Origin of the sequence: Mycobacterium sp. (genome assembly GCF_019247615.1) — a bacterium.
Taxonomy (GTDB): Bacteria; Actinomycetota; Actinomycetes; order Mycobacteriales; family Mycobacteriaceae; genus Mycobacterium.
The window spans coordinates 33,628-55,248 of the sequence record NZ_JAFBAT010000007.1; the positions used below are offsets into that span (position 1 = coordinate 33,628).

Sequence of the window (21,621 nt, forward strand, 5' to 3'; positions counted from 1 at the left end):
TCGCAAGCGTTGCAGGTTGGTACTCGATTTTCGTCGTGCCGGGACTCGTAGCAGTCTCAGGCCCGCACCGCCCGGCGGGCGTTGTCACCGCGGGGGTGGACGACTTGCGGCCACCAGAACCAACGGCCCAGCAGGGTGGCGATCGAAGGCATCAACAGCGTGCGCACGATCAGCGTATCGAGCAACAGACCGATGCACACGGTCGACCCGAACTGGCCCAGCACCCGCAGCTCACTGCCGAGCATGGACGCCATCGTGAACGCAAACACGAGACCCGCAGCCGTTACCACCCCGCCGGTGCCTGCCATCGACCGGATGATTCCCGTCTTGAGTCCGGCATGGATCTCCTCCCTGAACCGTGAGACGAGCAGGAGGTTGTAGTCCGATCCGACGGCCAACAGGATGATCACCGACAGCGCCATCACGATCCAGTGGATCTTGATGCCGAACAGGTCCTGCCAAATCAGCACGGACAGTCCGAACGACGCGGCGATCGAGCTGGCCGCGGTGCCGACGATGACCAGTGCGGCGACCACGCTCCTCGTGAGCAGCAGCATGATCATGAAGATCAGCGTGAGCGCCGATACCACCGCGATCATCAGGTCGTATTTGGCGCCGTCGTGCATGTCCTTGAAGGTTGCGGCGGTGCCGCCCAGATAAACCTTGGCATCCGAAAGCGACGACTGTTTGAGCCCTTCCTGAGCTGCGGTTCGTTCGGCTGCGACACGCGAGATCCCTTCCGGTGTCATGGGATCGGCCTGGTGAGTGATGAAAAAGCGCGCCGACTTACCGTCCGGTGACAGGAACATCCGCAGCCCCGTCTGGAAGTCCGGGTTGTCGAATGCTTCCGGAGGCAGGTAGAAGAAGTCGTCATTCTTGGAGGCGTCGAAGCTTTGACCCATGACGACCGCCGTGTTGCTCATGGCCTCCATCTGGTCGATCATCGCCTTAAAGGTCTGGTACAGCGTCAGTGTGATGCCCTTCGTGGTCTTCAGCGTCGCAATCATCGTCGGGATCAACACCAGCATCTCGTGCGTGGCCGAGGCGGTGCGCTGGATGTCGGCGGTGAGCTCGTGAAATTTGCCGGCAAGCTCGTCGATCCCGTCCAACGAGTCGAACAGCGACCGCAACGACCAGCACATCGGGATGTCGTAGCAATGCCTTTCCCAGTAGAAGTAACTACGTATCGGGCGCCAGAAGTCATCGAAATCCGCTAGATGGTTCCGTAATTCATCAGTGATTCTCGAAGTTTCCGCGGTGGTCCTGGCACTGTCGTCAGCAGCATTCGAAAGATCTTGCGTCACCGCGTACAAGCGCTGTGTGTAGTCGATTTGGACCTGCAGCTCATCGGCCATCTTGAGGATGTCGGCTATCCGGTCCTTCAAAAAGGTCATGTTCTGCATGGTGGTCTGACTCTGCATGCTGTTCTGGAAAGGTATGGAGCTGTGCTGAATGGGAATGCCCAGCGGCCGGGTGATGTCCTGGATCATGGCGATACCGACGGTCCGGATGACATTCTTGGCCACCCTGTCCAAGACGAGCATGTCGGCGGGATTGCGCATGTCGTGGTCGGACTCGATCATCAACATGTCGGGATTCATCCGCGCCTGGGAGAAATGCCGGTCCGCGGCCTGGTATCCGAGATTGGAGGGGGCGCTGGTCGGCAGGTAGTACCGGTCGTTGTAACTCGTGACATAGCTCGGGAGGGCGACCATACCGACGAGGACGACGGCCGCGCTCACCGCCAAAATCGGTGCGGGCCAACGCACAACAGCGGTGCCGACCCTACGCCATAGCCGGCCTCTGGCCGCCCGCTTCCGTTCGAAGAGCCCGAACATGCTGCCCACGAAGATCACCGCCGGGCCGAGCGTCACGCCCGCCAGCACCACCACCAGCATTCCGATCGCCACGGGCGCGCCCATGGTGTTGAACCACGGCAACCGCGCGAAGCTGAGGCAGTACGTCGCGCCTGCGATGGTGAGGCCCGAGCCCAACACAACCGGAGACACGCTGCGAAATGTGGTGTAATACGCGGTTTCCCGATCCTCACCGGCCGCGCGAGCCTCTTGATAACGGCCCACCAAGAAGATGCCGTAATCCGTTCCGGCCGCAATGGCCAGCATGGTGAGAATGTTCGCGGCGAACGTGGTGAGCCCGAATGCATCGTGGTACGCGAGAACCGCAATGACTCCCCGTGAACACGCCAGCGCGATACCGGTCATGAACAACTGGACGAGCGTGGTCACGATGGAGCGATAGACAAGCAGCAGCATGATGGCGATGGCGCCCAAGGTGAACAGCGTGATCTTGGCCAGGCTCGCGTTGCCGATGATATGCATGTCATCGGACAGCGCCGCCGGCCCGGTGACGTACGCTTTCACCCCCGGTGGCGGCTGATTTCGCTCGATCACTTTGCGCACGGCTTCGACCGAATCGTTCGCCAGTGTCGTGCCTTGATTGCCGGCGAGGTTCAACATCACGTAGGCGCCCTTGGCGTCCGCGCTCTGGGCACCCGCCGCCGTCAGCCGGTCCCCCCAGAAGTCCTGGATGTGCTGAATGTGCGTGGGATCCTGCCGCAGCTGCCGAATCAGGTTGTCGTAGAAGCGGTGCGCGTCGTCGCCGAGAGGTTGCTGGCCCTCCAGCACGATCATGACGGTGCTGTTGGAATCGAATTCCTTGAAGTTGTGGCCCAGGCGCATCATCGCCTTCATGGACGGCGCATCCAGGGGCGTCATCGGCGCCGAATGTGCTTCACCGACGACTTCGAGCCGGGGAACGATGACGTTCACCAGCACCGTGACGAAGACCCAGACCACAATGATCGGCACCGCAAACCACCGGATGACGTGCGGGATGAGCGGCCAGTGGCCGCGTTCGGGCCTCGCGGATCTCCGGATCCTGATGGGCCCGGTGGCCTCGGCGTCCTCGGCGCCCTCGATGCCCCGGTGGGTGTTCACATCGCTCATGCGGACTTCACCAGGCAGTAGGTCTGCGCGTTGTGGCCGTCGGCGTTCTGCTGCTCGCGGACAACGCCGTCCACGGTGATCTTGCAGCTGATCTGGTTGCCGTCGGTTTGAGCCATGATGTTGGCGCTGACCGCGGGCAGCGTCGTCGAGATCGTGAAGGACCACGGCAGCGGCGCGTCATTGACCTGGTGAGTGTTGGCGTTCTCGTCCCAGTAGTTGATGTCCGCGGTGGTTCCGGGCGCGCCGGACACTTCGTATGTGACGACCTTCGGGTTGAACTGGACGATCTCGATCCCGGCGCCGGCATTGGCGTTGAGATCCTGGGAGCCGAAGATCTTGTGCAGGCGGGAGACGACCAATCCGGAGACCGCCAGTACGACCACCAGCAACAGGGGAATCCACGCCCGCTTGGCGGCGCGGGCTATGGCGCCCGCTTTCGGTCTAACGCCCACCTGACCGCCTTCCGCTCACCGATCGGTTGCAGCGCCCGCTCCAGCAGAACCTTTGCTCGGCTAAGCATCCTAAACCTTAGTGCACGGAACCGTTCCTCGGGTCGCCTTTGGCGGCGCGCAGGCATCCGCTTATGGCGCCACCCTGCCGGTGATCGGCGGCAAGTCGGCAAGCGTCACGATTCCGGGCCTGGCGGCCACCACCGCCGGCACCGCGTTGGTCACCGGCATCGCGGTGTAGATCATGCCGAGCCCCATGAACCCGGGCTCTGTCCAATCCTTCGGCGGCAGGCAGTGCAGCACGGTGCGCATGTTGGGCAATCCGAACACCTGGATGACGTGGCCGTGCTCGAGCGGTTTGGGTGGGACCACATGGCTGCCCATGGTCCAATTGAATCCGACGCTGACGACGTTGCGGTCGCCTTCCCAGCCGCGGTGGTAGCCGTAGACGCTGCCGACCGTTCCGGCGGGAATTTTCATGAAGCCCAGATCGGAGTCGGCGGTGGCCGCGGTGAAGGTGACGTCGAAGGTCATCTTGTCCAGCTTCGCCCCGATCGCATCGGCCATCATCGCGGCCGACTCGGCGAAGACCTCGCTCTCGGCCCGCACGCTCTCGGCCAGTCCCGGTGTGTCGGGATCTTGTGAGAACCCCATCGCCGTTTGGGTTTCGGCCGACTCGTACGTCGAGCAGTCCACCGACTCGGTGATTCGGATCTCGTCGACGCGCTCGCAGGCGGCGCTGAGCACCATGCCGACCATGTTCGTCATCCCGGGATGAGCGCCGCTGCCGAAGATGGTCGAGTTACCCCGTTCGCAGGCGTCCACGATGCGTTCGCGGTCCTCGGGCGTCTGCTTGCCGCCGGTGATCCAGGCCGCGCTGGAGCACACGTTGACGCCGGATTCCAGCAGTCGCACGAGCTCATCGACGTTGGGCCACAACGGGTTATAGCAACACGCGTCGGCGTTCAGAGCGAGCAGCGCGTCGATGTCATCGGTCGCGCGTATGCCCGTCGGCTCGGGCCAGCCGGCCAGTTCGGCGGCGTCGACGCCGACCTTCGCCGGACCGTGGGCGTACACCCCGACCAACTCCATGTCCGGCCGGCCGATGATGGCGTGCAGCGAGCGCCGCCCGATGTTTCCGGTCGTCCACTGGATGACGCGCAGCGGACGGTCTGTGCCGGTGGTGCTCATCGGGCCTCCTTTGCGCCGGGGCGACGGCAGTCAGATTGCCGCACGAACACGGCGCCGCGAAGAATCTGCGAAGGATCGGCACCGCCGCCCAAGATCGCCTGAGTGGCCGGAATTGTCTCTTCGACTTCGAGGCATCCGCAAGCTAGAGCCTTGCCAAGTCGTGGTCACAGATGTGGTCGATCAACACCTGCAGGTGGTCCTGTGAGGATCCCAGGGTGTGCTCGATCGCGGTGAGCCGGGCGGCGTAGTGGCCGACCGGATACTCGGCGGTCATGCCGATGCCGCCATGCAGCTGGATCGCTTCCTGCGCGATGTGCCGGCCGGACCGGCCGACCTGCAGCTTCGCCCGGGACGCGATCACCGGGTCCAGGTTGCCGTCGGCGATCGACATGGCGGCGTAGAAGTTCATGCTGCGGGCCAATTCCAGCGACACGTACATGTCGGCGGCCCGCTGGGTGAGCGCCTGGAATTTGTTGAGCGTCACGCCGAATTGCTTGCGGGTCTTGAGGTAATCGGTGGTCAGCCGCAGCGCTTCCTCCATTGCGCCGACGGCTTCAGCACACAACGCCGATTGGATGCGGACCAGCGCGTCGCGGATCGCGGGGGAGGCGTCGCCGACATCGGAGGCATCGCCGAGGGGCTCCGCCGGCGTGGAGTTCAGTTCGATCTGAGCGCCCCGCTGACCGTCGAACGTCGGATACCAGCGCCGTTCCACGGCCGCGCCGTCCACCAGGAACAAGCCGGTGCCGCCGTCGGGCAATGCGGCGCTGACGACTAGCGTGTCGGCGCAGTCACCGGCCCGCACGGGGTTCTTCGTACCCGTCAGCGTCCACGAATTGCCTTGTCGGGCAGCCGAAGTGGCGACAACAGCGGTCGGTTTCCGATGGCCCGTTTCCAGATGGGCGAACGCGAGCAGCTTTTGGCCCGCTGCAACCTCGTCCAGCAGTGCGGTTTGCGCGTCGCTTCCCCGTTCGGCGATCAGAGCGCCGGGGGCCAGGGCGGCATGCACGACCGGTTCGGGCGCCAATCGCCGCCCGATCTCGGTGAGCACCACCATGATCTCTATCTGACCGGCCTCTTCGGGCTCGAACCCGAGGCTCAGAATCCCGGTGTCGGCCAGCTGGCCCCAGACTTCGCGGCTCCAACCGAGATCCGTCTCGATGATTTTGTTGCGGCTCTCCGGGTCATAGGTGCGCGACAATAGATCGCGGGTGGTGTCGCGGAGCAGGGCCTGCTCGTCGCTGAGCTGAAAGTCCATGGCTGCCTCACAATCCCAGGATCGTCGACGCGATGATGTTGCGCTGCACTTCGTTGCTGCCGCCGTAGATCGATGTCTTGCGGTAGTTCAGGTAGCGCGGGGCGGCCGACTGTGCCCAGGCCGGCGAGGCGATGTCTCCACTGTTTGGGCCGTCGACTGGCAGCGCGTCGGGTCCGGCCACCTCGACCAGCAGCTCGGTGGCGATCTGTTGTAATTGGCTGCCGCGCATCTTGAGCACTGATGAGGCCGGGTTGGGCTTGCCGTCCGCGGAGTCCGTGGTCACTCGAGATTGGGTGAGTTCCAGCGCCAGGACTTCGTTTTCGGCCTCGGCCAGGCGTGCGGCGAAGAGCGGGTCAGCCAGCAAGCCGGTTTCTCTGGCGTGCTTTTTCACCTCGGCGAGGCGGACCTTGGTGCGGCCCACGCCGGCGATGCCGGTGCGCTCGTTGCCCAGCAGGAACTTTGCGTAGGTCCAGCCCTGATTCTCTTGTCCCACAAGCTGATCGGCCGGCACCCGAACGTCTTCGAAGAACACCTCGTTGACTTCCCGGCCGCCGTCTATCAACTTGATCGGTCGCAGCGTGATGCCCGGCGTTGCCATGTCGATGAGCAAAAACGAAATGCCGGCCTGGCGCTTGGGCGCCTGCGGATCGGTTCGCACCAGGCAAAAAATCCAGTCCGCGTACTGGCCCAGGGTCGTCCACGTCTTCTGCCCGTTGACGACGTAGGTGTCACCGTCCCGCGCGGCGGTGGTGCGCAACGACGCGAGGTCGGAGCCCGCTTCCGGTTCGGAGAAGCCCTGGCACCACCAGATGTCGATGCTCGCGGTCGGTGGCAGGAAGCGCTGCTTGATCTCCTGGGACCCGAACTCGGCGATCACCGGGCCGACCATCTTCACGTTGAAGTTCAGCGGCTCGGGGACGCACGCCAGTTGCATTTCGTCGACCCAAATCTGGTGCTGGGTGGGCGTCCAATTCTTGCCGCCCCATTCGACCGGCCAGTTGGGCACCGCAAGCCCGTGATCGTTCAGGATCTTGTGACTGGTGACAATGAGTTCCTTTGTCACCGGCGCACCCTGGCGTACCGACTCGCGCAGTTCCTCGGGGATTTGGGTGGTGTAAAAGGTACGAAGCTCGTCGCGAAAGGCGGCTTCCTCGGGTGTGAGCGCCAGTTGCACGGCGACCTCCTGTCGTCAGCGGGGAAGAGCCTGGGCGACCCGCTCCGGACAATCCCCGATGTTTCGACGGTCGTTGGGATTTTCCGCTGCCGGTCGTTCGCTCCGACTTCCATATTGACTCATCGCACACGGCGGTTGTGCACAGCCTCGGATTAGTCCACAGGTGGGCGTCGCGATGGGCGGCGCACGGCCGCTATGGCGGTCGACCGACCTACGGTCGGCTCATGCGAACAGAACTTGCGGCAGAGCGGCTACACCGGCGACTCGGCGCCGATCCCGAAACCGATCCCCACGCCGATGGCGATGGCACAGAAGTGGCCGCCGAGCAGGAAAGCGATGACCAGAGCTCGCTGCTGCCACGCTGGGTTCCCGAGGCATCCCAGAGCCGCGGCTGGGTGGCCCGGGTGCGGGCCGACCCGGGCCGCGCCGGTGCCATAGCGTTGGCGATCGTCGCCGCCCTCGCTGTGCTGGTCACCGTGTTCACCCTGATGCGTGACCGGCCCGCGCCGGTGATGTCGGCGAAGCTGCCGCCGGTCGAGAAGGCGTCCACCGCAACTCCGAGGTCGTCGGCGAGTCCCGGCCCCGCCCAGCCCGCCGGTCCCGACCGGCCGGTCGTGGTCAGCGTCGTCGGTCTGGTGCATACCCCCGGACTCGTGACCCTTGCGCCCGGCGCGCGCATCGCCGACGCGCTACAAGCCGCCGGCGGCACGGTGGACGGCGCGGACACCGTCGGCTTGAACATGGCCCGCCCGGTCGCAGACGGTGAGCAGATCGTGGTGGGACTGGCTGCCGGCCCCGGACAGTCGAAGGCGCTGGGCAGCTCCGTGACTTCGGGTTCCGCGCCGGTGTCCGGGGGACCCGGACCGCGAGTATCCGGAACGGCGAAGCCCAGAGCGGGAGAGGTGCTCGACCTCAACACCGCCACCGCCGAGCAACTCGACGCGCTGCCCGGCGTCGGGCCGGTGACCGCCGCCGCGATCGTGGCGTGGCGCCAGGCCAACGGGAAATTCACCAGCGTCGACCAACTCGCCGACGTTGACGGCATCGGTCCGGCGCGACTCGACAAGCTCCGCACGCTGGTCCGTGTCTGACCACGGTGCGCCTGCCCGGCCCCGGCGAGTCGGCCGTCGAGCGCGTCGATGTGCGCTTGGTACCTGCCGCGCTCACCGGCTGGATGGTGACCGCGGCCGGGATCTGGTGGCCGGTCGGTCGGGCCGTGGCGTCCTGCGGCGTGGTGCTCGCGGCCGCCGCGGGCGCGATTGCATGTTATGCGGTGCGCCGGCCCCGCCGATTTCGCTGGTTGAGTTCTGTCGCCGCGGGCCTGATGTCCATCGGAATTGTGGGTGCGGGGTTCGGGCTGGCGATCGCCCTGCGCGTCGATGCGGTAGGTCGCCACCCGATTTCCGCAGCGTTCGGAACCGTCGCGCAGGTGACGGTCACTCCCACCGAAAGCGCCCTGATACTGCGCTCCGGTGGTCGGCTGATGTTCCGTGCCACCCTGCAGCGACTGGGCGTCGACGCAACGTCTGGCCGGGTAGTGGTATTTGCACGCACAGCGGATTTCGGCTCGGAGACCGGCGGGGTGATGGTCGGCCGGCCGATGCGGTTCACCGCCCGCATCAACCGCCCGTCCCGTCGTGACCTGACGGTCGCTGTTCTCACCGCGTCGGGCCGGCCCACCGTTGGCACGGCCGGTGCGGTGCAGCGAGCCGCACACCTCGTGCGTCGTTCGTTCGTGGACGCCATCCGCGACACCTTGCCGGGCGACGAGGCCGCCATGCTGCCCGCGATGGTCCTCGGCGATACGTCCGCCGTCAGCGCCGCCACCAGCCGCGACTTTCGCGCGGCCGGTATGACGCACCTGACGGCGGTATCGGGCGCCAACGTGACGATCGTGTGCGCTGCGGTCCTGTTCACGGCGCGGTTGATCGGTCCGCGCTCCGCCGTCGTGCTCGCCGCGCTGGCGTTGGTGGCTTTCGTCATCGTCGTGCAACCGACTGCGAGCGTCCTGCGGGCCGCCGTTATGGGCGCTATCGCGTTGGCTGGGATGCTGTCTTCGCGCCGCCGGCAAGCGATTCCGGCTCTGTCGGCCACGGTGCTGATCGTGCTGGCACTAGCTCCACAACTGGCAGTCGACGCCGGTTTCGCGCTCTCGGTGGTGGCGACGGCCGCGCTTGTCCTCATCGCGCCCGTATGGTCCCGGCGGTTGGTCGCCATCGGCTGGCCCAAGCCGCTGGCGGATGCCCTCGCGGTCGCATGGGCTGCGCACGTGGTGACCGCCCCACTGGTGGCCGGCATCTCGGGTCGGGTCAGCCTCGTGGCTGCGGGCGCCAACCTTGCGGTGGCACCGGTGGTAGCGCCGATCACCGTGCTGGGCACCGCGGCGGCGGTGTTATCCGTCGTGTGGCCGACCGGCGCTCAGTTGTTGATCCGGTTCACCGGGCCCGAACTTTGGTGGGTCCTGGCCGTGGCGAAATGGGCGGCCGGCGTACCCGCGGCGACCGTTCCGGTTCCCGGCGGCGCGGCCGGCGTGCTGGTCGTGGTCGCCGCCACGCTGCCGGTGCTCCTGTCCGCCGCGCTGCTGTGGCGGCGGCCCTGGTTTCGGACGTCGCTTGGGCTGGCGGCGGCGACGGTGGTGGTGTGCGCGGCGGCCTGGGCACTGTCGGAACTCGCCGGCCCGTCGTCAGAGCCACGTGACACCATCGGGGGGTGAGCGAGTCGGCGCAACTGCACTTGGTCCTGGGCGACGAGGAACTGTTGGTCGAGCGGGCGGTCGCCGAGGTAATGCGGTCGACGCGTCGGAGTGCGGGAAGCGACCTGGGACCCGATGCGGTGCCGATCAGCCGGGCGCGGGCCGGCGACGTCGGCACCTACGAGCTCGCCGAACTGTTGAGCCCGTCGCTGTTTGCCGACGAACGCATTGTGGTCCTCGAGGCTGCCGCCGAAGCGGGTAAGGACGCCGCCGCGCTGATCGCCGGCGCCGCCGCCGACCTTCCGCCGGGCACGATGCTCGTGGTGGTGCACTCGGGTGGTGGGCGAGCCAAGGCACTGGCCAACGAGCTGCAGTCGCTTGGCGCCGTGGTGCATCCCTGCGCCCGGATCACCAAACTGAGCGAACGCGTCGACTTCGTCCGCAAGGAGTTTCGCGCGTTGCGCGTGCAGGTCGACGAGGCGACGGTGACAGCGCTGCTGGACGCGGTCGGTTCTGACGTGCGCGAGCTCGCCGCGGCCTGTTCGCAATTGGTCGCCGACACCGGCGGCGCCGTCGATGTGGCGGCGGTGCGGCGGTATCACAGCGGCAAGGCCGAAGTGAAGGGCTTCGACATTGCCGACAAGGCCGTGGTTGGCGACGTCGCAGGAGCCACCGAGGCGCTGAGGTGGGCAATGCTTCGCGGGGAGCCACTGGTGGTATTGGCCGACGCGCTGGCCGAAGCGATCCACGCCATCGGAAGGGTCGGGCCACTCGCCGGCGACCCGTACCGTCTGGCGGCCGAACTCGGCATGCCGCCGTGGCGGGTGCAAAAAGCGCAGAAGCAGGCGCGGCGTTGGTCGCGCGACGCGGTGGCGACCGCGATGCATGTGGTGGCGGAACTCAACGCCAACGTCAAGGGCGCCGTCGCAGACGCGGACTATGCGCTGGAATCCGCGGTCAGGCGGGTTGCCGAGCTGGCGGTTGGGGGTGGCCGGCGCCGCTGAAGTGCTGGCTAGAGCGGCCCTCAATGGAGCTGGCCGCTGAGCGACCCTCAAGGGAGTTGGCCGCTGAGCGGCCCCCCAATGGAGCTGGGGTGGGCGCCGCCGCGTGCCTCAGAGCTTGTTGAGGGCCCGCGCCAGCGCCGACTTCTTATTGGCCGCCTGGTTCTTGTGGATCACACCCTTGCTGGCCGCCTTGTCCAGCTTGCGGTTGGTCGACACCAGCAACTCCGCGGCCTTCTCCTTGTCGCCCGCGTGGGCGGCCTCGCGGAACGCGCGGACAGAAGTACGAAGCGAGGACTTCACCGACTTGTTGCGCAGTCGCGCGCGCTCGTTGGTGCGGTTGCGCTTCTGCTGCGACTTGATGTTGGCCACGCTCTGGTTCCTTCTTCGGATCTGTGTTTGCTGCGCCTGTTTTGGGGGGCGTCCCCGCACCCAATGGCGACTGCCCAGGTTAGCAGTCCGTAACGTTTTCTCCCAAAATTCGACCTGTGGCCGGCCGCAAGCTCGATGTAAGGCACCATCTCTTAAGTGAGTCTTGCGAGCCAGCTTGAGGAAACCAGGCGGCGGTCGCGCGGCGGCGCTGAGCGCCGGGACGCGCGTTCCGAGCGGATCTTTGGCGGATACAACACGTCGGACTCCTATTCGGGCATTTATTCGAAGGCGTTCGACGAAATGTTCGATGCCAAGGGCAACGTGCGCGGCCCCTACAAGGGCATATACGCCGAGCTAGCGCCCTCGGACGCCTCCGAGCTGATGGCCCGCGCCGAGGCGCTGAGCCGGGCCTTCATCGACCAGGGCATCACCTTTTCGCTGTCGGGTCAGGAGCGGCCGTTCCCACTCGATCTGGTGCCGCGGGTGATCTCGGCCGCGGAGTGGAATCGGTTGGAGCGCGGCATCACGCAGCGGGTCAAGGCGCTCGAGATGTATCTCGACGACATCTACGGCGAGCAGGAGATCCTGAACGACGACGTCATCCCACGCCGGCTAGTTACCTCCTGCGAGCATTTTCACCGCCAGGCGGTCGGCATCGTCCCGCCGAACGGCGTGCGAATCCACGTCGCGGGCATCGACCTGATCCGCGATGAGCGGGGCAATTTCCGAGTGCTCGAGGACAACCTGCGTTCGCCCTCCGGCGTGTCGTATGTCATGGAAAACCGGCGCACGATGGCGCGGGTTTTCCCGAACCTGTTCGCCACGCATCGGGTGCGCGCGGTCGACGACTACTCGTCGCACCTCTTGCGGGCGCTACGAAACTCAGCGGCCACCAACGAGGCCGATCCCACCGTGGTGGTCCTGACCCCGGGCGTGGCGAACTCGGCCTACTTCGAGCACTCGCTGCTTGCCCGTCAGATGGGCGTCGAGCTCGTCGAAGGCCGCGACCTGTTCTGCCGCGACAATCAGGTATACATGCGCACCACCGAAGGAGAGCGCCAGGTCGACGTCATCTACCGGCGCATCGACGACGCCTTCCTGGACCCGCTGCAGTTCCGCGCCGACTCGGTGCTGGGGGTGGCCGGTTTGGTCAACGCTGCCCGGGCCGGCAACGTCGTCATTTCCAGCGCTATCGGCAACGGGGTGGGCGACGACAAGCTGGTCTACACGTACGTGCCGACGATGATCGAGTACTACCTGGGCGAGAAGCCCGTGCTGGCCAACGTGGAGACCTACCGGTGCTGGCTGGAGGACGAACGCGCGGAGGTGCTCGACCGCATCGACGAATTGGTCCTCAAGCCGGTCGAGGGCTCGGGCGGCTATGGCATCGTGTTCGGACCCGAGGCGTCCGAGAAGGAGCTGGGCGCCGTCGCCAAGAAGATCCGCGACGACCCCCGGAGCTGGATCGCGCAGCCGATGATGGAGCTGTCGACCGTGCCGACGCAGATCGGAAGCGCGCTGGCGCCCCGCTACGTCGATCTGCGGCCCTTCGCGGTCAACGATGGCAACGACGTGTGGGTGTTGCCCGGCGGCTTGACCCGGGTGGCCCTGGTCGAGGGCTCGCGGGTGGTGAACTCCAGCCAGGGCGGTGGCTCGAAGGACACCTGGGTTCTGGCGCCGCGCGCGGCCGCTCGCGACCGTGAGCTCGGCGCCGCCGAAGTCGTGCGTTCGCTGCCCAAGTCCATACCGGACCCGGTGCTTGACGCCGCGCCGCGGCCGAACCAGCACCAGTCGCAGCGCACCCAACCGCAGGAGGAGCAGACTCAGCAGCAGCAACAGCAGAAGGCCCACCAAGAGGTGGTCGGCTGATGCTGGCCCGCAACGCCGAGGCGCTTTATTGGATCGGTCGCTATGTCGAGCGCGCCGATGACACCGCCCGGATTCTGGACGTTGCATTGCACCAATTGCTGGAGGATTCCAGCGTCGACCCCGACCAGGCATCTCGCCTGCTGCTGCGGGTGCTCGGCATCGACCCCCCGGAGCATGACTTGGATGTCTGGTCGTTGACGGACTTGGTCGCCTTCAGCACCAACGTCTCCGGGGGCTGTTCGATCGTCGACGCCATTACGGCCGCGCGCGAGAACGCGAAGTCGGCCCGGGAAGTGACATCGAGCGAAATCTGGGAGTGTCTGAACACCACCTACCACGCCCTGGCCGAACGCGAGCGTGCCGCGAAACGCCTTGGTCCGCATGAGTTTCTGTCATTCATCGAAGGCCGGGCGGCCATGTTCGCGGGCCTGGCCGACTCGACGCTTTCGCGCGATGACGGATACCGGTTCATGGTGCTGGGCCGCGCGATCGAACGCGTCGACATGACCGTGCGGCTACTGCTTTCGCGGGTCGGGGACAGCGCGTCGTCACCGGCGTGGGTCACGCTGTTGCGCTCCGCCGGTGCACACGACACCTATCTGCGCACATACCGCGGCGTCCTGGACGCCGGCCGGGTGGTGGAGTTCATGCTGCTCGACCGACTGTTTCCGCGTTCGGTGTTCTACTCGCTGCGGATGGCCGAACACAACCTCGACGAGCTGCTGCACAATCCGCAGAGCCGGATCGGGTCCACCGCCGAGGCGCAACGGTTACTCGGTCGCGCACGCAGCGAACTCGAGTTCGTGCAACCCGGTGTGCTGCTCGAGTCGTTGGACAGCCGGCTGGCGGGCCTGCAGCGAACGTGCCGTGACGTCGGAGAAGCGTTGTCGCTGCAGTACTTTCACGTCACCCCCTGGGTGGCGTGGTCGGATGCCGGCCAGCGGGTGCGGCGGGTCAGCAGGCAGGGCGAATCCTGATGTGGCGGTTACGGGTGGTGCACACCACGGGATACGCTTACCAGTCGCCCGTGACCGCCTCCTACAACGAAGCCAGGCTCACCCCGCGGTCGGACACGCGGCAGAACGTAATCCTCAACCGGGTCGAAACCATTCCCGCCACCCGGTCCTACCGCTACATCGACTATTGGGGTACCGCCGTGACCGCGTTCGACCTGCACGCGCCGCACACCGATCTCACGGTGACGTCATCCTCCGTCGTGGAGACCGAGCGGCCGGACGCGAGCGAATCCGAGGTGAGTTGGAACGAGCTGCAATCCGAGGCGGTGATCGACCGTTTCGACGAATTGCTTCGCTCCACGGCGCACACCCCCGTGAACAAGCCCGTCGCGTCGGTGGCCAAGAAGCTTCGCAAAGCGTGTGACCCCGCGGAAGCCGTCGTCGCGGCGGCCAAGTGGGTGCGGGGCCAGCTTGAATACCTCCCTGGGACCACAGGAGTGCACTGGTCCGGACTGGACGCGCTGAACGAAGGCAAGGGCGTCTGCCAGGACTTCGTGCACTTATCTCTGATTCTGTTGCGCGCCATGGGAATTCCGGGATTGTACGTTTCCGGCTACCTGCACCCCAGGCGTAACGCCGTCGTCGGGGATACCGTCGACGGTCGCAGCCACGCCTGGATTCAGGCGTGGACGGGGGCTTGGTGGCACTACGACCCGACCAACGACACGGAGATCAACGAGCAATACGTCAGCGTGGGCGCCGGGCGTGACTACACCGACGTTCCGCCGCTGAAAGGCATCTACTCCGGGGAAGGGGCGACCGATCTCGACGTGATCGTGGAGATCACCCGGTTGGCTTGACCGCCAGTTCGTTGCGGACCCTAGGGTTTGACGAATGATCGACTCGTCAGCGTCGGCGGCCCCCGGTCGGTGGGTTTTGACGGGCCTGGGACTGCTTTGCCTCGGACTGCTCTTCGGCGGGATCGCCATCGGCGTCGTCATGGGCGGCGTGCTGCCGTTGCCCTACGGGCGCGCCACCGCGGTCACCGCCTACGTCCACGCCCAGCCGGTGGCGGTGCAGGTCATCGCCACCGCCACGTTCGCGTCATCGGTTCCCTTGGCCGTGTACGCGGCGGCGGTCGCCGCCCGGTTGCGGCGTTTGGGCGTCTCGGCGCCCGGAGCATTGGTCGCGCTCACGGGCGGCACCCTGGCGGCCGGCGCACTGGGCCTCGCCGGATTGCTGGCGTGGACGTTGTCGCGACCCGAGGTCGGCGCTGAGGCGGCCCTCATACGGTTGGTCTACTTCCTGGTATTTCTGGTCGGCGGACCGGGACACATCGTGGCCTTGGGCCTGTTGGTCGCCGGCATGGCGGTACCGGGTCTTGTGCGGGGATTGACGCCGCGGCCGGTGGCCTGGGCCGGCATTGTGACCGCGGGCCTGGCCGAACTGGGGACGCTGGTGCTGGTGTGGCCCGAACTAGGGGTGATCCTGCCGATCGCACGGGTCCTGGCGTTGGTGTGGCTGGTGGTCGCCGGGGCGCTGCTGCCGTTGGGTCGCAAGGAAATTCAGCCAACGACGGTCACGGTCGGGGATTGACCTCGACACGATGCAGGTCGTCGCCGAGTTCGATGCGACCGCCGAATTCGCCGGCCGCCAGCGCCCGCCATTGTTCCTCTTGGCCGGGCACCAGCGCCGGAACGTAGTGCGTCATCACCAGGGTGCCGACTCCCGCGCGGGCCGCGGTTGCCGCCGCTTCCGGCACCGATGAGTGGTAGTCGCAGATGTCCTTGAGTCGCTGCTGGGGGATGTTGGCGACCATGTCCTTGCGGATAACGGTGTGCACCAAGGCATCCGCGCCGCTGGCCAGCTGGTCCAGGCCGGCGCAGGGCACGGTGTCTCCCGCCAGCACCACCGACGTGTTCCCGGATTCGATGCGGAAGCCGATGGTCGGTGCCACCGGCCGGTGATCGGTGGGCGCCACCCGAATGGTCACCCCGTCGCGGTCCCATGCCGGGCCTTCGGTGTATTCGTGGACTTCGACCGCCGGCGGGGCGTTCAGATCGGCATGATGAGCGATCCGGTAGCCGATGTCATGGCCGAACGCCCTCAACGTCGCGTCCACCGTCTCGGCGGTGCCGGGCGGTCCGATGATCGGCAGGGGCGGCGGGTCCGGCGCGAATGTGGAGATCCAGCGCGTGATGAGAAGGTCGCCGAGGTCGCCAATGTGGTCGCTGTGCAGGTGGGTGAGCAGCAGCGCCGAAAGCCCGGCGGCGCCCACTCCCACGGCCGCCGCGCGCTGCAGCACTCCGCGTCCGCAGTCGACCAGGAACACCTGGCCGCCGGCTCGCACCAGGGTCGACGGCCCGGCACGGTTCGGATCCGGGATGGGGCTGCCTGTGCCCAGCAAAGTGATCTCGATCATGGCCATATCCTCCCAAGCCGCATGTGAGAACAGTGGCGTTGACCAATCCGGACCGGGCGGCTCGACCTTTGTCCGGTTCGGCGGCCGGCGATGGCTTTCCCGTCGCGCGAGTTAGCCGTAGCCTGATGTGAAGCTGATCATAACCGGCTGGCTGGAGGCCCTGATGCGGATTGCGGACGTCTTGCGGAACAAGGGCGCGGCGGTGGTGACCATCAATCCCGAGGCAACGGTCAAGGAGTTGGTCGCCGGCCTCGCCGAGCAAAACATCGGCGCCATGGTGGTGGTGGGCGACGACGGGGTCGTCGGCATCGTCTCCGAGCGCGATGTCGTGCGCCAACTGCACACGCATGGCGCCAGCGTGCTGTCCCGGCCGGTCTCGAAGATCATGACCTCGACCGTGGCCACCTGCAAGAAGACGGACACCGTCGACTCCTTGAATGTCCTGATGACCAAGAACCGGGTGCGCCACGTCCCGGTCTTGGACGGCAAGAAACTGATCGGCATCGTCAGCATCGGTGACGTCGTGAAGACCCGGATGGAAGAGCTGGAGGCCGAACACCAGCAGCTGCAGTCCTACATCACCCAGGGGTGACCTGCCCCGCTGATCAGCACTAGCTCCACGCGTACTCGGCGCGCAGCCGTGCGGCCACCACGTCGAAGATCTCGCGGTCCAGGATCGCGCCCTCCCGGCGGATACCCTCCTCGGGGACGTCGAGCACCCGGTCCAACCGAACCCAGCTTTGCCGGCCGTCGTAATCCCAAGCGCCGGAACCGATTCCAACCCAATCGCGGTCGCCGGCGCGGCGCTCCTGGCTGGACACCATCAATCCCAACAGCACGCCGCGATCGCGACCCACAACCAGCACCGGCCGGTCTTTGCCGCGGGTGGGATCGTCCTCGTAGACCACCCACGTCCACACGATCTCCCCGGGATCGGCCCGGCCATCGAGGTTCGGGGCGTACACCAGTTTCCGCGCCCGCTGGGCGGTGGGGAAGCTTGTGCTGGTCACCGGTCGGCCGGCGGTGACCGCCACCTGTGGTTGCGGGGCGGCCGCGGCGATGACGTTGGCGGTGATCTTCACGGCCTGCTGAAGTTCCCGCAGTACCTGCTGCGAGTTCTGCACCTGCCGAACCAGCCGCGGAGCCCGATCGAAAACCAAGTTCTCCGCGAAGCGCTGAAACGTCTTCCACTGAGACTTCCGGGCCGACGCCATATTCGCAGCATAGACGCGAGGGCCCGGTCAGGATTGGGCCCTGACCGCCGTCCGCGGATACGCTGGATACTCGAAAACCGCCGCTTCCAGGAGATTCCCATCAGCAGCTTCGCCGACAAGACCTTCACCGCGCCGGCGCAGATTCGGAATTTCTGCATCATCGCTCACATCGATCACGGCAAGTCGACGCTGGCGGACCGCATGCTTCAGCTCACCGGCGTCGTCGATGAGCGGTCGATGCGCGCCCAGTACCTCGACCGCATGGACATCGAGCGCGAGCGCGGGATCACCATCAAGGCGCAGAACGTGCGGCTGCCGTGGAAAGTCGCCGACGAAGATTACGTCCTGCACCTGATCGACACCCCGGGTCACGTCGACTTCACCTACGAGGTGTCGCGGGCGCTCGAGGCCTGCGAGGGCGCGATACTGCTGGTCGACGCCGCCCAGGGCATCGAGGCGCAGACGCTGGCCAACCTGTACCTGGCGCTGGACCGCGACCTGCACGTCATCCCTGTGCTGAACAAGATCGACCTGCCCGCCGCCGATCCCGACCGCTACGCGGCAGAGATCGCCCACATCATCGGCTGCGAACCCGGCGACGTGCTGCGGGTCTCCGGCAAGACCGGCGAGGGCGTCGCCGATCTGCTCGACCACGTGGTGCGTGAGGTGCCGCCCCCGCGGGGCGACGCCGACGCGCCCACCCGCGCGATGATCTTCGACTCCGTCTACGACATCTACCGCGGCGTGGTGACCTACGTGCGTGTGGTGGACGGCAAGATCACCCCCCGTGAGCGCATCTTGATGATGTCCACCGGCGCCACCCATGAACTGCTCGAGGTCGGCATCGTCTCGCCCGAACCGAAAGCCAGCGAAGGCCTCGGTGTCGGGGAGGTGGGTTATCTCATCACTGGAGTCAAGGACGTCCGCCAGTCCAAGGTCGGCGACACGGTCACCACAGCCCGCAATGGTGCGGCGGAGGCGCTGACGGGTTACCGGGAACCCAAGCCCATGGTGTACTCGGGGCTCTATCCCGTCGACGGCTCCGACTATCCGGACCTGCGCGACGCGCTGGACAAGCTGCGGCTCAACGACGCGGCCCTGACCTACGAGCCGGAGACGTCGGTGGCGCTCGGATTTGGTTTCCGGTGCGGCTTTCTGGGACTGCTGCACATGGAGATCACCCGCGAACGCCTGGAACGCGAGTTCGATTTGGACCTGATCTCGACATCACCGAACGTCGTGTACCGGGTGATCCGAGAGGACGACACCGAGATCCGGGTGACCAATCCGTCGGACTGGCCGGCGGGCAAGGTGCGCACTGTGTATGAGCCCGTGGTGAAGACCACCATCATCGCCCCCAGCGAGTTCATCGGCACCATCATGGAACTGTGCCAGTCACGTCGCGGCGAGATGGGGGGCATGGATTACCTGTCGCCCGAGCGAGTGGAGTTGCGTTACACGATGCCGCTCGGCGAGATCATCTTCGACTTCTTCGATTCGCTGAAGTCGCGCACCCGCGGTTATGCCAGCCTCGACTACGAGGAGGCCGGCGAGCAGGAGGCCCAGCTCGTCAAGGTCGACATCCTGCTGCAGGGTGAGGCGGTCGACGCGTTCAGCGCGATCGTGCACAAGGATTCCGCATTCGCCTACGGCAACAAGATGACCACCAAGCTCAAGGAACTCATCCCGCGCCAGCAGTTCGAGGTGCCGGTGCAAGCCGCGATCGGCTCGAAAATCATTGCGCGCGAGAACATCCGCGCGATTCGCAAAGATGTGCTGTCCAAGTGCTACGGCGGTGACATCACCCGTAAGCGCAAACTTCTGGAAAAGCAGAAGGAAGGCAAGAAGCGGATGAAGACCATTGGGCGTGTCGAAGTGCCCCAGGAAGCGTTCGTCGCCGCGCTGTCCACGGATTCCGCCGCAGACAAATCCAGCTCGTCAGGCAAGAAGTAGCGCCGATGGGTCGCCCCGGGTCTTGGGCGTGTCTGCGGCGTGATCGCCTCCCCATAGGTAAACTCCCGGTGAACCAAAGGGAGATAAAGGGTGAATCAAAAGCATCGGGCGAGTTGCACCGGCGGCGGCCGAAGGGCGCGCTCGCTCGCCGCGCTGGCGCTCGTGTCGCTCATCGCCGGCTGCTCGGCGGTTGTCGAGGGTGCAGCCCGGCCGACGGCAGACTTGATCGCGCGATCGCTGACCGGGTCGACCATCAGGCAGGTGCTCCTTGCCGACGACGCGCTGTCGCGGATTCTCAACCGATCGTTCCGGATCGATCCCCGGTTTCCACCGCGGTTCGGGGGGCCGGAGACGCTGCAGGACGACGGTTGGGACGCACCCGGCGACTGCCTCGGCGTCGCGGCAATGCTGCAGCGAGTCGTCTACCAATCCGGCCAGGTGCGCCACGTCGCGGTGGAAACGTGGCGGCACGCTCCCAACTCCGTGGAGGTGACCAGCGTGCGGGAGGGCGTGGTGAGCTTGACCAGCGCCGCCGAAGCCCGGGCGCTGTTCGCCAAATTCGCCCAGCAATGGCAGCAGTGCGATGGCACGACGATGCCCCTGTCGGGCACCGTGTTCAGGCTGCAGGCGATGGCCAACAACGTTGAAGTCGCGGATTCGCTTGTCGCGGCAACGGTTTCGATGGGGTTCGCATCGCGCACCCTCGATTCGGCCGCCATTCCATCGGGGCGTGCCCTCGGCGTCCGCGGGAACTGCCTGGTCGAGGTCGAGGTCGCCTTCTTCGGCAATCCGCAACATCATCCGCAACCGACGGAACCGGTAGCCGCGGATCCGCGCAGCAGTGCCGTGGACATCGCGCGCGCGATATTGGAAAACGTCGGCGCTCAGAGCTGACGCCCCGCTACACCGGTGCGTTTGCCGGCTGGAACGTCCCCGAGCCGTCGGCCTCCTCCTCGGCACGGATGACATGGACCACGGCATTGATCAACGCCAGGTGGGTGAATGCCTGCGGGAAGTTGCCCAGATGCCGACCCGTGCGGGGCTCGATCTCCTCCGCATAGAGGTGCAGCGGGCTGGCATAGGACAGCAGCCGCTCGCACAGCCGCTTCGCTCGGGTCACCTCGCCGATCTCCACCAGTGCCGACACCAGCCAGAACGAGCAGATGGTGAACGTGCCTTCCTCGCCGGACAGCCCGTCGTCGGTTTGCTCGACCCGGTACCGCAGCACCAGGCCCTCCTCGGTGAGTTCGTTGGCGATCGCCAGCACGGTGTTGCGCACGCGCGGGTCGTCCGGCGGCAGGAAGCGGGTCAACACCACCAGCAGCAGCGAGGCATCCAGCGCGTTGCTGCCGTAGCGCTGGACGAACACGCCACGCGAGTCCACCCCGTGCGCGAGGATGTCGGCCTTGATCTCCTCGGCGATGGCATGCCACTGCTGGGCGTAGCTTTTCTCGCCCTGCTTTTCGGCCAGCTTCGCGCCGCGATCGAGCGCCACCCAGCACATCACCTTCGACGACGTGAAGTGCTGCGGCTCGCCGCGCACCTCCCAGATTCCGCGGTCGGGCTCGCGCCAGTGCTTTATCGCCTCTTCCACCTGCTTCTTCAGCACCGGCCAGAGCGTCTCCGGGATTTGCTCGCGCGATTTGGCGTGCAGGTAGAACGAGTCCAGGATCGAACCCCAGATGTCGTGCTGAACCTGGTCGTAGGCGCCGTTGCCGATCCGTACGGGGCGGGCATGGTCATAGCCGGACAGATGATGCAGTTCGTCTTCCACCAGACTGCGCTCGCCCCCGACGCCGTACATCACCTGCAGCGGGTGGCGCTCGTTGCTGTTGGCGCCGGAGACGTCTGCGATGAAGGCGAAGAAGTCATCGGCCTCGCGGTCGAGGCCAAGGGTGTAGAGGCCCCAGAGGGCGAACGTCGAGTCGCGAACCCAGGCATAGCGATAGTCCCAGTTCCGTTCGCCCTGCGGCGTCTCCGGAAGCGACGTCGTGCTGGCGGCCAGCAGCGCGCCGGTGGGGGAATACGTCAACCCCTTCAACGTGAGCGCGCTGCGCTGCAGGTAGGCCCGCCACGGATGATCGGGGAAATTGCCGATGTTGAT

At 66.1% G+C, this 21,621-nt stretch carries 18 protein-coding genes and 1 pseudogene; 10 read left to right on the top strand and 9 right to left on the bottom strand.

What is annotated here, in order from left to right:
• Nucleotides 1–56: 56 nt before the first annotated feature.
• The 5 genes from JO059_RS00485 to JO059_RS00505 form a co-directional block, all read right to left on the bottom strand.
• The gene (locus JO059_RS00485; RefSeq protein ID WP_293313762.1) at nt 57–2,966 is read right to left on the bottom strand and encodes an MMPL family transporter; all 2,910 of its coding nucleotides are present in this window, start codon (nt 2,964–2,966) and stop codon (nt 57–59) included.
• The gene (locus tag JO059_RS00490) at nt 2,963–3,418 is read right to left on the bottom strand and encodes an MmpS family transport accessory protein (RefSeq protein WP_293313764.1); all 456 of its coding nucleotides are present in this window, start codon (nt 3,416–3,418) and stop codon (nt 2,963–2,965) included. Before JO059_RS00490 ends, JO059_RS00485 begins: the two co-directional genes overlap by 4 nt.
• A gap of 129 nt (nt 3,419–3,547) precedes the next feature.
• Nucleotides 3,548–4,606 (bottom strand): dihydrodipicolinate reductase, encoded by a 1,059-nt coding sequence (locus JO059_RS00495; protein ID WP_293313767.1) that lies wholly within the window; start codon nt 4,604–4,606, stop codon nt 3,548–3,550.
• 142 nt (nt 4,607–4,748) lie between these two features.
• Nucleotides 4,749–5,864 (bottom strand): acyl-CoA dehydrogenase family protein, encoded by a 1,116-nt coding sequence (locus JO059_RS00500; RefSeq protein WP_293313770.1) that lies wholly within the window; start codon nt 5,862–5,864, stop codon nt 4,749–4,751.
• Nucleotides 5,865–5,871: 7 nt separating this feature from the next.
• A complete protein-coding gene (locus JO059_RS00505) occupies nt 5,872–7,038 on the bottom strand; it encodes an acyl-CoA dehydrogenase family protein (protein WP_293313773.1) in 1,167 nt (388 codons plus the stop codon).
• A gap of 224 nt (nt 7,039–7,262) precedes the next feature.
• On the opposite strand from JO059_RS00505, the gene JO059_RS00510 reads away from it, so the two are divergent.
• The 3 genes from JO059_RS00510 (at nt 7,263) to holA (ending at nt 10,734) form a co-directional block, all read left to right on the top strand.
• Nucleotides 7,263–8,129 (top strand): ComEA family DNA-binding protein, encoded by an 867-nt coding sequence (locus JO059_RS00510; protein ID WP_293313776.1) that lies wholly within the window; start codon nt 7,263–7,265, stop codon nt 8,127–8,129.
• 83 nt (nt 8,130–8,212) lie between these two features.
• Complete coding sequence (locus JO059_RS00515; protein ID WP_293313808.1) at nt 8,213–9,751, top strand: ComEC/Rec2 family competence protein; 1,539 nt, start codon at nt 8,213–8,215, stop codon at nt 9,749–9,751.
• A 14-nt stretch (nt 9,752–9,765) separates the two neighbouring features.
• Nucleotides 9,766–10,734 carry a DNA polymerase III subunit delta gene (holA, locus tag JO059_RS00520; RefSeq protein ID WP_293313811.1) on the top strand — a complete coding sequence of 323 codons (969 nt, stop codon included), beginning with the start codon at nt 9,766–9,768 and terminating at the stop codon, nt 10,732–10,734.
• Nucleotides 10,735–10,842: 108 nt separating this feature from the next.
• On the opposite strand, the gene rpsT is transcribed toward holA, so the two are convergent.
• Nucleotides 10,843–11,103: a 30S ribosomal protein S20 gene (rpsT, locus tag JO059_RS00525; protein ID WP_293313779.1), complete on the bottom strand. Its 261-nt coding sequence runs from the start codon at nt 11,101–11,103 to the stop codon at nt 10,843–10,845.
• Between the two features lie 156 nt (nt 11,104–11,259).
• Between rpsT and JO059_RS00530 the strand changes: the two genes are divergently transcribed.
• From JO059_RS00530 to JO059_RS00545, 4 genes are read left to right on the top strand one after another with little or no spacing between them, the layout of a single operon-like run.
• On the top strand, nt 11,260–12,972 hold the full coding sequence (locus tag JO059_RS00530; RefSeq protein WP_293313782.1) for a circularly permuted type 2 ATP-grasp protein: 1,713 nt from the start codon (nt 11,260–11,262) through the stop codon (nt 12,970–12,972).
• A complete protein-coding gene (locus tag JO059_RS00535) occupies nt 12,972–13,949 on the top strand; it encodes an alpha-E domain-containing protein (protein ID WP_293313785.1) in 978 nt (325 codons plus the stop codon). Before JO059_RS00530 ends, JO059_RS00535 begins: the two co-directional genes overlap by 1 nt.
• Entirely contained in the window at nt 13,949–14,788 is an 840-nt protein-coding gene (locus JO059_RS00540) for a transglutaminase family protein (protein ID WP_293313788.1), read from the top strand. The genes JO059_RS00535 and JO059_RS00540 overlap by 1 nt, the downstream gene beginning before the upstream one ends.
• 34 nt (nt 14,789–14,822) lie before the next feature.
• A complete protein-coding gene (locus JO059_RS00545) occupies nt 14,823–15,524 on the top strand; it encodes a hypothetical protein (RefSeq protein ID WP_293313791.1) in 702 nt (233 codons plus the stop codon).
• Here the strand turns inward: JO059_RS00545 and JO059_RS00550 are convergent.
• Entirely contained in the window at nt 15,508–16,350 is an 843-nt protein-coding gene (locus JO059_RS00550; RefSeq protein WP_293313793.1) for a ribonuclease Z, read from the bottom strand. The two genes, JO059_RS00545 and JO059_RS00550, sit on opposite strands and share 17 nt — an antisense overlap.
• A gap of 163 nt (nt 16,351–16,513) precedes the next feature.
• Between JO059_RS00550 and JO059_RS00555 the strand changes: the two genes are divergently transcribed.
• Nucleotides 16,514–16,942, top strand: coding sequence for a CBS domain-containing protein (locus JO059_RS00555; protein WP_293313814.1), 429 nt, complete (start codon nt 16,514–16,516; stop codon nt 16,940–16,942).
• Between the two features lie 19 nt (nt 16,943–16,961).
• On the opposite strand, the gene JO059_RS00560 is transcribed toward JO059_RS00555, so the two are convergent.
• Complete coding sequence (locus tag JO059_RS00560) at nt 16,962–17,564, bottom strand: type II toxin-antitoxin system PemK/MazF family toxin (protein WP_293313796.1); 603 nt, start codon at nt 17,562–17,564, stop codon at nt 16,962–16,964.
• 62 nt (nt 17,565–17,626) lie between these two features.
• Here JO059_RS00560 and lepA point away from each other — a divergent pair.
• Together lepA and JO059_RS00570 are read left to right on the top strand one after the other, a co-directional pair.
• Nucleotides 17,627–19,517: pseudogene (lepA, locus tag JO059_RS00565) on the top strand (translation elongation factor 4).
• Between the two features lie 90 nt (nt 19,518–19,607).
• Nucleotides 19,608–20,411, top strand: a complete 804-nt coding sequence (locus JO059_RS00570) for a sensor domain-containing protein (RefSeq protein ID WP_293313799.1) — start codon at nt 19,608–19,610, stop codon at nt 20,409–20,411.
• 7 nt (nt 20,412–20,418) lie between these two features.
• On the opposite strand, the gene JO059_RS00575 is transcribed toward JO059_RS00570, so the two are convergent.
• Nucleotides 20,419–21,621 (bottom strand): glycoside hydrolase family 15 protein (locus JO059_RS00575; protein WP_293313802.1); only part of this gene is annotated, 1,203 nt, incomplete at its 5' end.

What these genes read in the sequence shown, in the direction of transcription:
- JO059_RS00550 (WP_293313793.1), bottom strand. Translation starts at nt 16,350, where the DNA reads ATGATCGAGATCACTTTGCTGGGCACAGGCAGCCCCATCCCGGATCCG.
- JO059_RS00500 (WP_293313770.1), bottom strand. Translation starts at nt 5,864, where the DNA reads ATGGACTTTCAGCTCAGCGACGAGCAGGCCCTGCTCCGCGACACCACC.
- JO059_RS00545 (WP_293313791.1), top strand. Translation starts at nt 14,823, where the DNA reads ATGATCGACTCGTCAGCGTCGGCGGCCCCCGGTCGGTGGGTTTTGACG.
- JO059_RS00515 (WP_293313808.1), top strand. Translation starts at nt 8,213, where the DNA reads ATGGTGACCGCGGCCGGGATCTGGTGGCCGGTCGGTCGGGCCGTGGCG.
- JO059_RS00540 (WP_293313788.1), top strand. Translation starts at nt 13,949, where the DNA reads ATGTGGCGGTTACGGGTGGTGCACACCACGGGATACGCTTACCAGTCG.
- JO059_RS00535 (WP_293313785.1), top strand. Translation starts at nt 12,972, where the DNA reads ATGCTGGCCCGCAACGCCGAGGCGCTTTATTGGATCGGTCGCTATGTC.
- JO059_RS00495 (WP_293313767.1), bottom strand. Translation starts at nt 4,606, where the DNA reads ATGAGCACCACCGGCACAGACCGTCCGCTGCGCGTCATCCAGTGGACG.
- JO059_RS00555 (WP_293313814.1), top strand. Translation starts at nt 16,514, where the DNA reads ATGCGGATTGCGGACGTCTTGCGGAACAAGGGCGCGGCGGTGGTGACC.
- JO059_RS00560 (WP_293313796.1), bottom strand. Translation starts at nt 17,564, where the DNA reads ATGGCGTCGGCCCGGAAGTCTCAGTGGAAGACGTTTCAGCGCTTCGCG.
- JO059_RS00485 (WP_293313762.1), bottom strand. Translation starts at nt 2,966, where the DNA reads ATGAGCGATGTGAACACCCACCGGGGCATCGAGGGCGCCGAGGACGCC.
- JO059_RS00510 (WP_293313776.1), top strand. Translation starts at nt 7,263, where the DNA reads ATGCGAACAGAACTTGCGGCAGAGCGGCTACACCGGCGACTCGGCGCC.